A 13,494-nucleotide genomic window follows, 5' to 3' on the forward strand; every position below is an offset into this window, starting at 1 on the left:
TAATATATTTAAATAAAGTATTTAAATATATTGATAATTAAATATATGAATATAATAGATTGTTTAATTTTGGATAATGAACAATATAAAGAGCAATTTAAAAAAAACAAACTATTTAAAATTAAGTTAGATAGTACGCTACGAAAAAATAAATTTCTTAAACATTTTCGGCTTTGGTCAGACGAATTTCAAAAAATGGTATTAGCAAGAGTAGTGTTTTCTGAAACAAAAGAATTTCAACAACTTGCATGGGAGCATCTTACCGATGAATTTGGACATAATATAGAATTATTCCAAAATCTAGAAAATAATGAAGAAACTACAGATTCTATTTTTGAGGCCTTAGGTTCTTGGTTTACGCTAAAAATGATGACTCTTGGAGATAGTGAAAGAGCCGTCCTTATCCATTTAGTAATAGAGTCTTGTGCTACTATATTTTATGCAAAACTAGTATCAATATTTTTTAATCATAAACTGTAATAGTTGAGATTATATCTTACATTTAGTAAAATAAATTAATTATTAAATGGAGATGAAAAATGAACTTAAATCAAAAAATAATAAAGCCAAAAATAGGGTTACTAGAACTAGCTAAGAGTCTTGGTAGCATATCATCAGCATGTAAAGCGATGGGCTATAGTAGAGATAGTTATTACAGATTTAAAGCACTGTATGAAACTGGTGGCGAAGAGGCATTATATGAAATTAGTCGAAGAAAGCCAATAATAGCGAATAGAGTTGATCCAGCGATAGAGAAAGCAGTAATGGATATGGCAATAGAATATCCAGCATATGGTCAGCTAAGAGTATCAAATGAGCTTAAGAAGAGCGGTATACTTGTATCGCCTGGAGGAGTGCGATCAATTTGGTTACGTAATGATTTAAACAATATCAGTAAAAGGCTTTAAGCATTAGAAGCAAAGATGGCTCAGGATGGTATTGTTCTTACTGAATCTCAATTACAAGTGCTAGAGGAGCGTCGTAATGAAAGAGAAGCTCATGGAGAAACTGAGACGCAGCATCCAGGTTATCTAGGATGTCAGGATACGTATTATGTAGGTAATTTCAAAGGTATAGGTAAGGTTTATTCTCAGGTATTTATTGATAGCTATACTAGGGTAGCTGATGCTAAACTATATACTGATAAAACAGCTTTAACTGCTGCTGATATGCTTAATGACCGCGTGTTACCATGGTACGAGACCCAAGGGATACCAATACTTCGTATTCTTACAGATCGTGGGTCAGAATATAAGGGGAATATAGAGCATCATGCTTTTGAGTTGTTTCTAAGTATCGAAGGTATAGAGCATACTACAACTAAGGCATATTCTCCCCAAACAAATGGTATGTGTGAGCGTTTTAATAAAACCATGAAACAAGAATTCTTTGATACAGCTATGCGGAAAAAGATTTATACAGATCTTGATGATTTACAATTAGATCTTGATATTTGGTTAGAGCATTTCAATAATGAGCGACCACATTCAGGAAAATATTGTTATGGAAAAACTCCTATGCAAACTTTTAAGGATAGTAAAAAATTAGCTGTTGAAAAGAATAATGAAATCTTGTATCTTGAATACGTCTCTGACAGTCAAAATGTAACTGACAATCAGGTGCAAAATTTATAGTGTCTGTAAGATCAAATCTTGACTTCTACACTAGATTTTATAAAAAAGCTTGCTTGCACGGTACGGTTTTTCATCATTGCGAGCGACTGAAAGGAGCACGGCAATCTCAGGATTTTGGCACGAGATTGCTTTATCGAATTACTGCGTAATTCTTCTCGCAATGACGGAAAAATCGATCCACGCAACAACGCCAATGTCAAGCGGAAATAGCATATTCAAACTAAACCAACTCGCTTACTTGAGATTTGGCAAAGAGCTTGATCTGAAAGTTAACAAAATTTACATTACCTTTTGAGCCTATTGCCGCAAATTTATGCGCTTTAAGAAGTAGGTCATAATCGTCCGCTAAATCGGCGAAGAAAAATGCGATTTCGCCGCTTTGTTTTACTCCTAAAATCTCACCGCTACCTCGAAGTTTTAAATCCTGCTCAGCTATATAAAATCCATCATTAGTTTGTTTCATTATCTCAAACCTACCTCGTGCAACTTTTCTAAGCCTTTTAGGATTGTATAACAATATACAATATGACTGCAAACTACCCCGCCCTACTCTACCTCTAAGCTGATGAAGTTGAGCGAGACCAAATTGCTCAGCATTTTCAATAATTATCAAAGTGGCTTCAGGTATGTCTATTCCGACTTCAATAACGGTTGTTGCAACTAATATCTTAATTTCACCTTCCTTAAATTGCTTCATTATTTGGTCTTTCTGCTCGTTCTTCATCTTACCGTGAATAATACCGGTATAACCTTGATAGATATTGTCGATAGAGTTAAAACGATTCATCACATCCATCAATAAACTATCCTCTTCCGGCGTTTCTTTCCCTCCCTGCTCTATCAATGGACAAATCCAATATACCCGCTCACCTGCAATAAGCTTCTTATTTATCGCTACTATAATATGCTCTATCTTATTAACGGACATGGTATTTGTAGCGATAGGTAAACGACTTTTCGGCTTACCCATTAGCTTTGAGATAGTCATATCACCAAACATAGTAAGTGCAAGACTTCGAGGAATCGGCGTTGCAGTCATAACTAACACATCGGGATTTACTCCTTTATTTATTAAATTCAAACGCTGTTGTACCCCAAATCTATGCTGCTCATCAATAACTATATAACCTAATTTCTTAAAACTTACTTTTTCTTGAAATAAAGCATGAGTGCCGACTAATATATCAATCTCATCGTTGTCAAGTTGTATCATAATATTTTTACGAGCGGCCCCCAGTATCTTACCTGTAAGTAACCCGACTCTTATATTAGTATTTTTTAAAGCTTTAACAAAAAACTCATAATGCTGATTGGCAAGCAAATCAGTTGGAGCCATAAGCGTTGCTTGAAATCCAGTGGCTACCACATTTACCATCGTCAGCAGAGCTACCAAAGTTTTACCGGAACCAACATCGCCTTGCAACAATCTCATCATTTCTATTTTATCGCTTTGATCACACTCTATTTCTTCTATGACTTGCTTTTGATAAGAGGTTAACTCAAATCCTAGCTCATTTAATATATTTGCTTGAATAGATACAGCTTTAGGGTAAATATTACCTTGTCTTCTACTTATTTGCGTACGTACATTTAAAAGAGATATTTGATTAGCGATAAGCTCCTTAGCTGCTAGTTGTTTTTTGGCGTTAGTATATAAATCGTCATTGCGAAGCCCCTTTAGGGGCTGCGGCAATCTAGAATTTATTAATTTTACATTACTGGATTGCTTCGTCGGCATGCATGCCTCCTCGCAATGATGGAAAACATGCAACATTTGCAAATTCTGCAATATAATATCTAAATAATCTTTTACTTCTTTATCTTCTATACTCTTACACTTCTCTTCAAATATCTCTATTGCTTTTATGATATATGAATATAACTGTTTGTTACTAAGTAAATATGTCAGGGAATAAATCGGCTCTATTTCTTTTGCGAGTTTAGGATTTACAATAAATTCAGGATGCGCAATTTGTAAGTAATGATCAAAAAATTGTACCTTTCCGCTGATAATATGAGAAGTACCAACTTGCAGCTTATTAAAAATAAACGGTGGGGGTTTATGAAAAAACACTAATAACAAAGAACCAGTATCATTGCTAGCTGTAATTGTTAAAGGCTGACTACTTTTCTTGGGTAAATTAATGCTCTCAACTACAATTTCTGTTTGGATTATGTCATCGTCTCTAACTTCAGTTAAATTAGGCGATAATATTTTATTTTGATATGAAACAGGTAGATAAAATAATAAATCACGAATATTGTTAATACCAAGCCTTTTAAGAGCAGATACGGTATCTTCACGTATATTGATGAACGTTTTTACAGAAGAGAATAAGAATTTTTCTAAAATAGTTAACATATATAGTCATAATTATCTTATATACAAATATATATACTTTATAATAACAGAAGAATAATAAAATATACAAATTATGATTAATATGTCATTCTTGCAAAAGCGGGAATCCAGTAATTAAAACTGTAATAGTTGAGATTATATCTTACATTTAGTAAAATAAATTAATTATTAAATGGAGATGAAAAATGAACTTAAATCAAAAAATAATAAAGCCAAAAATAGGGTTACTAGAACTAGCTAAGAGTCTTGGTAGCATATCATCAGCATGTAAAGCGATGGGCTATAGTAGAGATAGTTATTACAGATTTAAAGCACTGTATGAAACTGGTGGCGAAGAGGCATTGTATGAAATTAGTCGAAGAAAGCCAATAATAGCGAATAGAGTTGATCCAGCGATAGAGAAAGCAGTAATGGATATGGCAATAGAATATCCAGCATATGGTCAGCTAAGAGTATCAAATGAGCTTAAGAAGAGCGGTATACTTGTATCGCCTGGAGGAGTGCGATCAATTTGGTTACGTAATGATTTAAACAATATCAGTAAAAGGCTTAAAGCATTAGAAGCAAAGATGGCTCAGGATGGTATTGTTCTTACTGAATCTCAATTACAAGTGCTAGAGGAGCGTCGTAATGAAAGAGAAGCTCATGGAGAAACTGAGACGCAGCATCCAGGTTATCTAGGATGTCAGGATACGTATTATGTAGGTAATTTCAAAGGTATAGGTAAGGTTTATTCTCAGGTATTTATTGATAGCTATACTAGGGTAGCTGATGCTAAACTATATACTGATAAAACAGCTTTAACTGCTGCTGATATGCTTAATGACCGCGTGTTACCATGGTACGAGACCCAAGGGATACCAATACTTCGTATTCTTACAGATCGTGGGTCAGAATATAAGGGGAATATAGAGCATCATGCTTTTGAGTTGTTTCTAAGTATCGAAGGTATAGAGCATACTACAACTAAGGCATATTCTCCCCAAACAAATGGTATGTGTGAGCGTTTTAATAAAACCATGAAACAAGAATTCTTTGATACAGCTATGCGGAAAAAGATTTATACAGATCTTGATGATTTACAATTAGATCTTGATATTTGGTTAGAGCATTTCAATAATGAGCGACCACATTCAGGAAAATATTGTTATGGAAAAACTCCTATGCAAACTTTTAAGGATAGTAAAAAATTAGCTGTTGAAAAGAATAATGAAATCTTGTATCTTGAATACGTCTCTGACAGTCAAAATGTAACTGACAATCAGGTGCAAAATTTATAGTGTCTGTAAGATCAAATCTTGACTTCTACATATTTCTTAGAATTACTTTACTTAATTCATAATTCAAGTGTGAGAAGTTTATCTCTTCAAATCCTTTTCTCGGAATAATAATCATTGCAAATTTTATAGCCTTAAAGCTAGAATCACTAACAATAATTCTAATTAGATGTCGTATACGCCTTTTAATTTTGTTGCGAACTACAGCTTTTTTACTTAGCTTTCTGCTAACTTTGATTCCTAAAAAGGTGTTATATTTTGATTCAAGGAAGATTTTTGGAAGTTTTGTGGCGATTACCAAAATAAAATATCTCTCATGGAGCTTCTTTCCAAGCTTATTTATAAGCTCAAATTCTTTTTGATTTTTTAAAGAGGTAATAGACAATTTGATAAATCAGATTATTTTAAGCAGATAATTTATGTCTACCTTTAGCACGACGTTTTCTTAAGATTGCTCTTCCGGTTGGAGTAGCCATTCTAGACCTAAAACCATGTCTTCTTTTTCTAACTAAATTACTAGGTTGAAATGTACGTTTCATAATATTTATACCGAACGAAAATAAAAATTAATTATTATAAATATGTCATCCCGTGGCTTGACCACGAGATGACATTAAATACTTAAATATGTGCTTTTGCTTTTTCTACGATACTTACGAATCCGTCACTGTTATTGACGGCAAGTTCTGCAAGTACTTTACGATCTATATCGATTTCTGTTTTTTTAAGAGCTCCCATAAATTGAGAGTAAACAAGCCCATGTTCTCTTACTGCTGCATTTATTCTTTGAATCCATAAGCCTCTAAAATCACGTTTACGGTTTCTACGATCTCTATAAGCATATTGGAGGGCTTTTTCTACTTTCTCAATAGCTACTCTAAAACAGCTATTTGCTCTACCTCTATAGCCTTTGGCGAATTTAAGGATTTTTTTATGTCGATTTTTGGAAATTTTTCCTGATTTTGCACGTGTCATTGCTTTAGTTTCTAGTTAATTAATTTATACCGTACGGTAAAAAATATTTTTTAATATTATATCCGTCTTGAGGACAAAGTATTGTAGTTCCTCTAAGGTTACGAATTTGAGCTTTAGTACGACGACGCATAAAATGTTTTTTACCTGCTTGAGATGCAATAACCTTGCCGCTAGCAGTAAGTTTAAAACGTTTTTTTACGGCAGATTTTGTTTTTAATTTAGGCATATTGTTCCTTATAATTGGTATTTCTAGGTTTAAACGGTAAAACATTAGGCGTACCAAAGCCATATTACCGATGAAACCTAGATAATAGTTTTTTTTATTAGTTATTGCAAGATTTTTTATAAAAATGTACTATAATGTTTTTAATCAATCGATAATAATTTAAAAATGTTTGGACAAAATCCTAAAAGAAGCATATTAAACGGTGACGGTACTCAGTTAGAGGTACAGTCTATTTTTAAGACTATACAAGGGGAGGGCATTTTTGTAGGTTGTCCTGCGATCTTTATTAGGCTTGGAGGATGTAATCTTGCTTGTAATTTTTGTGATACGGAGTTTGAAGCTTTTGATTTAGTAGATATAGATAAGATTTTGAATAAAGTAGAAAGCCTGGCATTAAATTCTAAAAATGAAAAATCGATTAATTTAGTAGTAATAACCGGCGGTGAGCCGATGCGTCAACCTATAGAGTTATTATGTCAGAAGTTATTAGACCGAGATGTTAAAGTTCAAATAGAGACTAACGGTACGTTATATCGTTCTTTGCCGAAAGAAGTATCTATAATTTGTTCGCCGAAGGTAGGTAAAACCAGTTATAGTAAAATAAGAGAAGATTTATTGCCTAAAATTAGTGCGGTGAAATTTATCGTTGCTAAAAATATTTTAGAATATAGTCTCATACCGGAAGTAGGGCAAACCTCTTATAATATACCGGTTTTTATTCAACCTATGGATCAAAACAACCAAAGACTTAATGGCGAAAATAATGAGTTAGCAGTAAAATTAGCATTAGAAAGCGGTACTAGATTATCTCTGCAAACTCATAAATTTTTAAATATCCCATAGATTTAGGTCGCCGTATGACCCCTTTTCATCACCTAATAATATTACTATTCCAACGTTACCATTGTCAGAATTAGAAGGGTAAAGCTCTTTAAAAATTTTAATTATAACGATATAATTTCCCTAATTGTCTTTGTTGTGCTACAGAAGGGAAAGGTAAGATAATTTTGTCAGCATCTATGTTGCTTTTTGATGTTGATGTTATCATAGATTCAATTGAACTTTCGGTACAGAATTGTTGGAGTTGTACTACATTTAATTACCTGCTTTTCATTGTCTAAATTAGAAACCTTCGCATTTTCTGCTTGTTCTCTAACATTTGTTTGGTAGCACATATGTAATATACTAAACTAAATCTAAGTGCATTTTGCATTCCGGTTCTTTATTTTTAACAAGAGTATTGATGCATAAGAATCGTCATCTTCACTATCTTCACTCTCGCTGTCACGCCCAATATAGTCATAGTCAGAAGAGTACATAATAGATTCAAGGAGAAAATCCTTATTATATCTTTGGCAGCAATTTCTTCTCCACAGTTTGAGGGATTTGCAATACGCTTAGGTTGTATCTGTTTCATAATTTCCTTACAAAATAATTTCGGTTAGAACTAAATTTCTTTTCAATATCCAATCAATTAAAGAATTTTAACTAAGGAATATATTACTCCTATATTCTAGTCAAAAATTAATTTACTTGAATTTTTAATTGTACTTAATTATGATAATGAAGATTTATTATAAGTTAATATGGAGTAATAATGAGTGAAATATTAGAACTTGAAGCGGAATCCCGCACGGAATTCGGTACGGGAGCAGCAAGAGCATTAAGAAGAGCAGGGCGTGTTCCGGCTATTATTTATGGAGCGGGTAAAACACCTGTTAGTATTTCTTTGGAAGAAAAGGAAATAACTAAATATTATAGAAAGCCGGCTTTTATCTCTCAGTTAATTAATTTAACAATTGATAAGAAAAAATATAAAGTATTGCCGAAGGCTGTAGAATTACATCCTGTTACGGATATAGTACGCCATGTTGATTTTGTCTTTTTAGAAGAGAAAACCCAAAAAATGGAAGTACCTGTAGTATATGAAGGGAAAGAAAGAGCTTTAGGCGTTAAAAGAGGTGGATACTTTAATATAGTAAAAAGAAGAGTTACTTTATTATGTGATGTTAATAATATCCCAAGAAACGTAACTATAGATGTTACTAATATGCCTATGGCTACTTCGCTAAAATCGTCAAAAATAGAATTACCGAAAGGATGTAGTTTTGTTACAAAAAAAGAATTTGTCCTTGCAACTATTATAGGACGTAGAGGAGCAAAAACTGAAGCTGAAGGGGAACAACAAGCCGCTGAAGCAGGGAAGTAAGATAATTCTCACGATAAGGACTTGCTTAGATACTTAAATCGTTATTGCGAGGATTCGTAGGCGTTGTTGTTTGGCTCGTTTTATGCCATTCCTAGCTAGAAGCGGGAATCCGGTAATCTTTAATTGTCATACTGCGAGCTTGTAGCGGTATCCAGTCTTTGTTAATTTTTTTCTGGATACCGTGGTCAAGCCATGGTATGATATCGAGTAGGTTTTTCGATCCACGCAATAATGCTGAGCTAAGTATGACATTATTCTGTACTTCTTGCAAATCAATACTTCTTCAAAAATTTTCCATTACTATTTATTAGGTAAATTATTATGCTTCTTGTTATTGGTCTTGGTAATCCAGGAAAAGAGTATCAATATACGAGGCATAATGTCGGTTTTATTGCTATAGAGAAAATAGCAAACCAATATAATTCATCATTTAGTACAAAGAAAAAATTCAATTGTGAAATTGCTGAAACTATTAGTGATAGACAAAAGATAATTTTTATAAAGCCTACCACCTATATGAACTTGTCCGGTAAGTCAGTGATATCGGTGAAAACATATTATAATATCTACCCCGCAAAAATCTTTGTTATTCATGATGATATTGATTTAGAAACAGGTAGAATAAAATTTAAAACCGGTGGCGGTAATGGCGGGCATAATGGTTTAAAGTCGATTGATGGGGTTATAGGTAATAATTATAACCGGATTAGGATTGGAGTCGGTAGACCGCAAAATAATCAGGATGTAGCAGATTACGTACTTAATCATTTCTCTAAACCGGAGTATAAAACAGTAATGCAAGCTATAGATAGAATCACTAGTAACTTTGGTTTAATATTAGAGAATAAGTTAGAAGAATTTAAGAATTAAGATAGCTTGATATATTCAATGTTATTCCTACGACTTGATCGACGTTGCTGCATGGATGATACCAACTCGTCATTGCGAGGAAAAACTGTAAGTTTTGACGAAGCAATCTCAGGAATTCTATACTACTTCACGAGATTGCCACGTTTATGCTATGCATCTCCTCGCAATGACGGGAAAACGATATTAAAACTAAACAGCAAAGAAGCAAAGATTTATGACACAAAATTTTGAAATTGTTTATGCTGATGCAATGGATAGAACTCATAGAACTATAATTATTGAGGCTTTGAACAAAGATGCTAGAGAACAAAAGGGGTTAGTAGGAGATATTGAATCTTTTTCATTTTCCTGTTTAGATCAGGATAAAAATTTTGTTGTAGGAATTAGCGGTATGAGTTCTTGGGGGGATTTTACATTGATTCACTCTTTGTTAATGAAAATATAAGAAACTAAAATTATGGTACTGTACTAATGCAAAAGGTTGAGGATTTAGCATGTGAACGAGGCTGTAATTTTATTCATCTTGTTACTATGGACTGCCAAGCAAAATCGTTTTATGAGAAACTGGGGTATAAAATTGAATTTGCTATGCACGGTTACGAAAAAGATTCTATAATGTATTATTTACGGAAAAATTTATGACACTAAAACTCGGAATTGTTGGGTTGCCGAATGTCGGTAAGTCGACGTTATTTAATGCCTTAACGGCAAGTCAGGCTGCAGATGCCGCTAATTATCCGTTTTGTACTATTGAGCCTAATAGCAGCAAAGTTTTAGTGCCTGATGCGCGTTTGCATACACTAGCAAGCTTAGCCGGAAGCGGTAAAATTATTCCGTCTTATATTGAGTTTGTCGATATTGCAGGGCTTGTTAAAGGAGCAAGCAAAGGGGAGGGGCTAGGTAATAAGTTCTTATCTCATATCAGGGAAGTCGATGCAATACTGCACGTACTGCGTTGTTTTGAAGATGAGGATATAACGCACGTACATAACAAAGTCGATCCGCTGCATGACCTCGAGATTATTGAAACGGAATTAATACTTGCCGATATAGAATCGGTTGAAAAGCGTTTAGCTACAAGTGAAAAACGCTTGAAGTCAGGCGATAAAGCAATGGCAGAGCAGATAGAGCTGTTAAAAGAGGTTTATAAGGTATTAGGTGAGGATAAACCTGCAAGAGTGCTAAATGAAGCTTTAAGAGTTGATAATTTAAAACAATTGCAGTTAATTACCTCTAAGCCCGTTTTATATATATGTAACGTACTTGAAAAAGATGCAGCTATAGGTAATGAATTTACAAAATTAGTAGCGGAAAGAGCAAAGAAAGAAAATGCTAAAAGTGTCGTAATTTCTTCAAAAATAGAAGCTGAAATTGCTTTACTTGAAAGCATGGAAGAAAAGGAAGAGTTTTTAAAATTTATAGGTTTAGACGAAACAGGGCTTAGTAAAGTCATTAAAGAGGGGTATAATCTTTTAAACCTTAAACGCTTTTTTACTATAGGACCAAAGGAAGCCCATAGCTGGACTTTTAAAGACGGCACACTTGCACCGGCTGCTGCCGGTATTATTCATACCGATTTTGAAAAAGGTTTTATCAGAGCAGAAGTTATCGGCTATAAAGATTACATAAATCTCGGTAGTGAAGCAAAAGCCAAGGAAGTAGGTAAAATGCGTTTAGAGGGTAAAGAATATAAAATGCAGGATGGGGATATAGTACATTTTAGATTTAACGTTTAAATAACGATCAGCTATGAAAACAATTTGACCAAAACGGTCTCTTGAAGTGCAAGATAGGCTTGATTATTTATATAGTGCAGCAAATTTTGGCTGTTGCCAAGGATAAAATTGCCCTGATTATCTTGTATGGCTCGTATGCTAGAGGTGATTGGGTTAAAGATATGTATACGGAAGATCATACTACTTATAGTTATACAAGTGATTTTGACTTTTTAGTAGAAAAAAAAGTAAATTTAAGGAGCATGCTACTTTAAGGGTAGAATCTAAGATAGAAAAAAGGTTAGAACAAACAGGCTTAAGAAAAGCCGAGGTTTTTTCGCTAGAACCTTGGATATCTATAATATGCGAATCTATAAGTGAGGTAAATGACAAGCTTGAAAAAGGGCGTTATTTTTATACCGACATTAAGAATGAAGGTATTCTTTTATATGATAGTGGCGAGCAGCTTTCTCGAGCTAAAAATTTGCCTTGGAGTGAAGTAAAAGAAATGGCTAAAGAAGATTATGAATACTGGTGTGGTAGAGGCAAGAGTTTTTTTATTGATTGTAAATACCCATTAGAAAGAGGTGATTTTAGTAAAAGTGCTTTTGAGCTGCATCAAGCCACTGAAAGTATTTACAGTAACATTTTATTAGTTTTTGCCCGTTACAAACCAAAGTTACACGATATAAGAAAGCGAGGTGGATATTGTGCAAATTTATAATGTTGAACTACTTAAAGTATTTCTGCAATCGTCTCCCGAACAAAAAGAATATTTTGAATTACTAGAAAAAGCTTACGTTGATGCAAGATATGATAAAAATTATAGAATTAGCAGAGAGCAGTTACTTTACTTGATTGAGAGAATAGAAAGATTAAAAATGATAATGGAAAAATTTTGTTTGGAGCGGATTAATCGATAAAACTCGATGAACCGAAATAAAAAAAATCATTTATGAAAATTATTGCGAAGATTCCGGCATGGATGCTTCTATGCTTATTGATTTTATCACCGACTACGGAAACAATTTATACTTCAGGATTACCGAGTTTAACCAAATATTTCGGCATTGACGGCGGTCTCACTCAAATTACATCTACATTATATTTTCTAGGGTTTGCGCTTGGTATATTATCACTCGGCAGATTATCGGATATTTACGGCAGGAGACCTATAGCTTTATTAGGGCTTTTTATTTATGTTGTATCTTCAATTATTAGCATTTTTGCAGTTAATATAGAAATGCTGATGATAAGCTCGTTTTGTGCAAGCTTTTGGTGTAAGTGTAGGTTCTATTATTGGGCAGGTATGGCTGGAGACTGCTATCAAGGCTTAGAGTTATCATATGTCTATGCTAGCTTATCTCCGTGGCTGTTATTTATCCCTTCTCTAGGTTCATCTATAGGGGACTATATTATAGAATATTCAAGCTGGCATTATGTTTTTGTATTTTTTAGCCTTACCGGTACTATATTATAAAGTTTTACCTGAAATAAATTCTTATATAGATTTTTCTCAAAGCAGTAAATATTTTGAGGTTTTGCAGGTAATTTATTAAAGATAAAATTCTTTGGTTATATGCTTTTATAATCGGTGCATTTAACGGCATATATTACGGTTTTTTCATAGAAGCTCCTTTTATTTTGATTGATAAAATGAAAGTTTCGCCATCTTTTTACGGTAAATTAGCGTTTTTGTTATCTTTTGCCGCTATCTTTGGAGGCTTTTGAGTAGGGTATTTAATAAAAAAACGCCATGTACACGATAAAAAAGTTATGGGTTTAGGATTTATTTTTAGTTTGTGCGGTTGTATATTATTTGCGGTAAATGCTTTTATATTAGAAGTTATTTCAACGAGTCATAATCTTGCAATCGCTATGATATTTGCACCGATGATGATTCATATGGTTGGGCATAATCTACTTATCCCTATGACGCTTCGTTATGCACTGAAGGATTATGCTAAAGTAACAGGTACAGCAGGATCTATATTTGGTGCAATATACTACGTAGTTATCGTTGCTGTAACTTATTTGGTTTCTAAAATACACGGCGCAACGATAAGCAATTTTGCTTTATTATGCTTCGTTTTAAGTATTAGCTCTGCTATTTCGTTTTACTGTATTTGGATTTTATATAAGAAGAAAAAGTCAAATATTCCTAACTAAACACAGGTGTCGTCATTGTGAGCAGCTGTGGCGTTGTTGTATGGCTCGAAGAAAACG

General features: G+C 33.5%; 18 protein-coding genes and 2 pseudogenes. 14 read left to right on the forward strand and 6 right to left on the reverse strand.

Annotation, left to right across the window (positions count from 1 at the left end; all coding sequences use genetic code 11):
- Nucleotides 1–45: 45 nt before the first annotated feature.
- Nucleotides 46–474, forward strand: a pseudogene (locus RPR_RS03660) (hypothetical protein); the annotation flags it as partial.
- Nucleotides 475–539: 65 nt separating this feature from the next.
- Nucleotides 540–1,634, forward strand: a pseudogene (locus RPR_RS03665) (IS481-like element ISRpe1 family transposase).
- A 220-nt stretch (nt 1,635–1,854) separates the two neighbouring features.
- Here RPR_RS03665 and RPR_RS03670 read toward each other — a convergent pair.
- A complete protein-coding gene (locus RPR_RS03670) occupies nt 1,855–3,996 on the reverse strand; it encodes an ATP-dependent DNA helicase RecG (RefSeq protein WP_012736697.1) in 2,142 nt (713 codons plus the stop codon).
- Nucleotides 3,997–4,181: 185 nt separating this feature from the next.
- Between RPR_RS03670 and RPR_RS03675 the strand changes: the two genes are divergently transcribed.
- Nucleotides 4,182–5,276, forward strand: a complete 1,095-nt coding sequence (locus tag RPR_RS03675; protein WP_012736375.1) for an IS481-like element ISRpe1 family transposase — start codon at nt 4,182–4,184, stop codon at nt 5,274–5,276.
- Nucleotides 5,277–5,301: 25 nt separating this feature from the next.
- Here RPR_RS03675 and rnpA read toward each other — a convergent pair whose 3' ends face one another.
- The 4 genes from rnpA to rpmI form a co-directional block, all read right to left on the reverse strand.
- Nucleotides 5,302–5,658, reverse strand: coding sequence for a ribonuclease P protein component (rnpA, locus tag RPR_RS03680; RefSeq protein WP_012736698.1), 357 nt, complete (start codon nt 5,656–5,658; stop codon nt 5,302–5,304).
- A 19-nt stretch (nt 5,659–5,677) separates the two neighbouring features.
- Nucleotides 5,678–5,812 carry a 50S ribosomal protein L34 gene (rpmH, locus tag RPR_RS03685; RefSeq protein WP_011270688.1) on the reverse strand — a complete coding sequence of 45 codons (135 nt, stop codon included), beginning with the start codon at nt 5,810–5,812 and terminating at the stop codon, nt 5,678–5,680.
- An 82-nt stretch (nt 5,813–5,894) separates the two neighbouring features.
- Nucleotides 5,895–6,248 carry a 50S ribosomal protein L20 gene (gene rplT / locus RPR_RS03690; protein WP_012736699.1) on the reverse strand — a complete coding sequence of 118 codons (354 nt, stop codon included), beginning with the start codon at nt 6,246–6,248 and terminating at the stop codon, nt 5,895–5,897.
- 19 nt (nt 6,249–6,267) lie between these two features.
- Nucleotides 6,268–6,474, reverse strand: coding sequence for a 50S ribosomal protein L35 (gene rpmI / locus RPR_RS03695; protein WP_004997924.1), 207 nt, complete (start codon nt 6,472–6,474; stop codon nt 6,268–6,270).
- Between the two features lie 165 nt (nt 6,475–6,639).
- Here rpmI and RPR_RS03700 point away from each other — a divergent pair, with 165 nt between their 5' ends.
- Together RPR_RS03700 and RPR_RS03715 are read left to right on the forward strand one after the other, a co-directional pair.
- The gene (locus RPR_RS03700; RefSeq protein WP_012736700.1) at nt 6,640–7,317 is read left to right on the forward strand and encodes a 7-carboxy-7-deazaguanine synthase QueE; all 678 of its coding nucleotides are present in this window, start codon (nt 6,640–6,642) and stop codon (nt 7,315–7,317) included.
- 754 nt (nt 7,318–8,071) lie between these two features.
- Nucleotides 8,072–8,683 (forward strand): 50S ribosomal protein L25/general stress protein Ctc, encoded by a 612-nt coding sequence (locus RPR_RS03715; RefSeq protein ID WP_012736701.1) that lies wholly within the window; start codon nt 8,072–8,074, stop codon nt 8,681–8,683.
- Nucleotides 8,684–8,774: 91 nt separating this feature from the next.
- Here the strand turns inward: RPR_RS03715 and RPR_RS09030 are convergent, their stop codons facing one another.
- Nucleotides 8,775–8,954: a hypothetical protein gene (locus RPR_RS09030; RefSeq protein ID WP_228368895.1), complete on the reverse strand. Its 180-nt coding sequence runs from the start codon at nt 8,952–8,954 to the stop codon at nt 8,775–8,777.
- Between the two features lie 50 nt (nt 8,955–9,004).
- On the opposite strand from RPR_RS09030, the gene pth reads away from it, so the two are divergent.
- The 9 genes from pth to RPR_RS09050 all read left to right on the forward strand — a co-directional run bounded on the left by pth (nt 9,005) and on the right by RPR_RS09050 (nt 13,437).
- Complete coding sequence (gene pth / locus RPR_RS03725; RefSeq protein WP_012736702.1) at nt 9,005–9,553, forward strand: aminoacyl-tRNA hydrolase; 549 nt, start codon at nt 9,005–9,007, stop codon at nt 9,551–9,553.
- A gap of 214 nt (nt 9,554–9,767) precedes the next feature.
- Nucleotides 9,768–9,998 carry a hypothetical protein gene (locus RPR_RS03730; RefSeq protein WP_014273657.1) on the forward strand — a complete coding sequence of 77 codons (231 nt, stop codon included), beginning with the start codon at nt 9,768–9,770 and terminating at the stop codon, nt 9,996–9,998.
- A 26-nt stretch (nt 9,999–10,024) separates the two neighbouring features.
- On the forward strand, nt 10,025–10,195 hold the full coding sequence (locus tag RPR_RS03735; RefSeq protein ID WP_085065673.1) for a GNAT family N-acetyltransferase: 171 nt from the start codon (nt 10,025–10,027) through the stop codon (nt 10,193–10,195).
- Nucleotides 10,192–11,289 carry a redox-regulated ATPase YchF gene (ychF, locus tag RPR_RS03740; RefSeq protein ID WP_012736703.1) on the forward strand — a complete coding sequence of 366 codons (1,098 nt, stop codon included), beginning with the start codon at nt 10,192–10,194 and terminating at the stop codon, nt 11,287–11,289. Before RPR_RS03735 ends, ychF begins: the two co-directional genes overlap by 4 nt.
- 86 nt (nt 11,290–11,375) lie before the next feature.
- On the forward strand, nt 11,376–11,543 hold the full coding sequence (locus RPR_RS08560; RefSeq protein WP_004997933.1) for a nucleotidyltransferase domain-containing protein: 168 nt from the start codon (nt 11,376–11,378) through the stop codon (nt 11,541–11,543).
- Nucleotides 11,544–11,752: 209 nt separating this feature from the next.
- Nucleotides 11,753–11,992 (forward strand): HEPN domain-containing protein, encoded by a 240-nt coding sequence (locus RPR_RS09035; RefSeq protein ID WP_228368896.1) that lies wholly within the window; start codon nt 11,753–11,755, stop codon nt 11,990–11,992.
- Complete coding sequence (locus RPR_RS09040) at nt 11,979–12,191, forward strand: HEPN domain-containing protein (RefSeq protein ID WP_228368897.1); 213 nt, start codon at nt 11,979–11,981, stop codon at nt 12,189–12,191. Before RPR_RS09035 ends, RPR_RS09040 begins: the two co-directional genes overlap by 14 nt.
- Nucleotides 12,192–12,223: 32 nt before the next feature.
- Nucleotides 12,224–12,748, forward strand: a complete 525-nt coding sequence (locus tag RPR_RS09045; RefSeq protein WP_085065675.1) for an MFS transporter — start codon at nt 12,224–12,226, stop codon at nt 12,746–12,748.
- Nucleotides 12,749–13,044: 296 nt separating this feature from the next.
- Entirely contained in the window at nt 13,045–13,437 is a 393-nt protein-coding gene (locus RPR_RS09050) for a hypothetical protein (protein ID WP_085065676.1), read from the forward strand.
- Nucleotides 13,438–13,494 lie beyond the last annotated feature (57 nt).

This window comes from Rickettsia peacockii str. Rustic (assembly GCF_000021525.1).
GTDB classification, from domain to species: Bacteria; Pseudomonadota; Alphaproteobacteria; order Rickettsiales; family Rickettsiaceae; genus Rickettsia; species Rickettsia rickettsii.

What these genes read in the sequence shown, in the direction of transcription:
- pth (WP_012736702.1), top strand. Translation starts at nt 9,005, where the DNA reads ATGCTTCTTGTTATTGGTCTTGGTAATCCAGGAAAAGAGTATCAATAT.
- RPR_RS03735 (WP_085065673.1), top strand. Translation starts at nt 10,025, where the DNA reads ATGCAAAAGGTTGAGGATTTAGCATGTGAACGAGGCTGTAATTTTATT.
- RPR_RS03700 (WP_012736700.1), top strand. Translation starts at nt 6,640, where the DNA reads ATGTTTGGACAAAATCCTAAAAGAAGCATATTAAACGGTGACGGTACT.
- rpmI (WP_004997924.1), bottom strand. Translation starts at nt 6,474, where the DNA reads ATGCCTAAATTAAAAACAAAATCTGCCGTAAAAAAACGTTTTAAACTT.
- RPR_RS03675 (WP_012736375.1), top strand. Translation starts at nt 4,182, where the DNA reads ATGAACTTAAATCAAAAAATAATAAAGCCAAAAATAGGGTTACTAGAA.
- rpmH (WP_011270688.1), bottom strand. Translation starts at nt 5,812, where the DNA reads ATGAAACGTACATTTCAACCTAGTAATTTAGTTAGAAAAAGAAGACAT.
- RPR_RS09050 (WP_085065676.1), top strand. Translation starts at nt 13,045, where the DNA reads ATGGGTTTAGGATTTATTTTTAGTTTGTGCGGTTGTATATTATTTGCG.
- RPR_RS03715 (WP_012736701.1), top strand. Translation starts at nt 8,072, where the DNA reads ATGAGTGAAATATTAGAACTTGAAGCGGAATCCCGCACGGAATTCGGT.
- RPR_RS03730 (WP_014273657.1), top strand. Translation starts at nt 9,768, where the DNA reads ATGACACAAAATTTTGAAATTGTTTATGCTGATGCAATGGATAGAACT.
- rplT (WP_012736699.1), bottom strand. Translation starts at nt 6,248, where the DNA reads ATGACACGTGCAAAATCAGGAAAAATTTCCAAAAATCGACATAAAAAA.
- RPR_RS09045 (WP_085065675.1), top strand. Translation starts at nt 12,224, where the DNA reads ATGAAAATTATTGCGAAGATTCCGGCATGGATGCTTCTATGCTTATTG.
- ychF (WP_012736703.1), top strand. Translation starts at nt 10,192, where the DNA reads ATGACACTAAAACTCGGAATTGTTGGGTTGCCGAATGTCGGTAAGTCG.
- RPR_RS03670 (WP_012736697.1), bottom strand. Translation starts at nt 3,996, where the DNA reads ATGTTAACTATTTTAGAAAAATTCTTATTCTCTTCTGTAAAAACGTTC.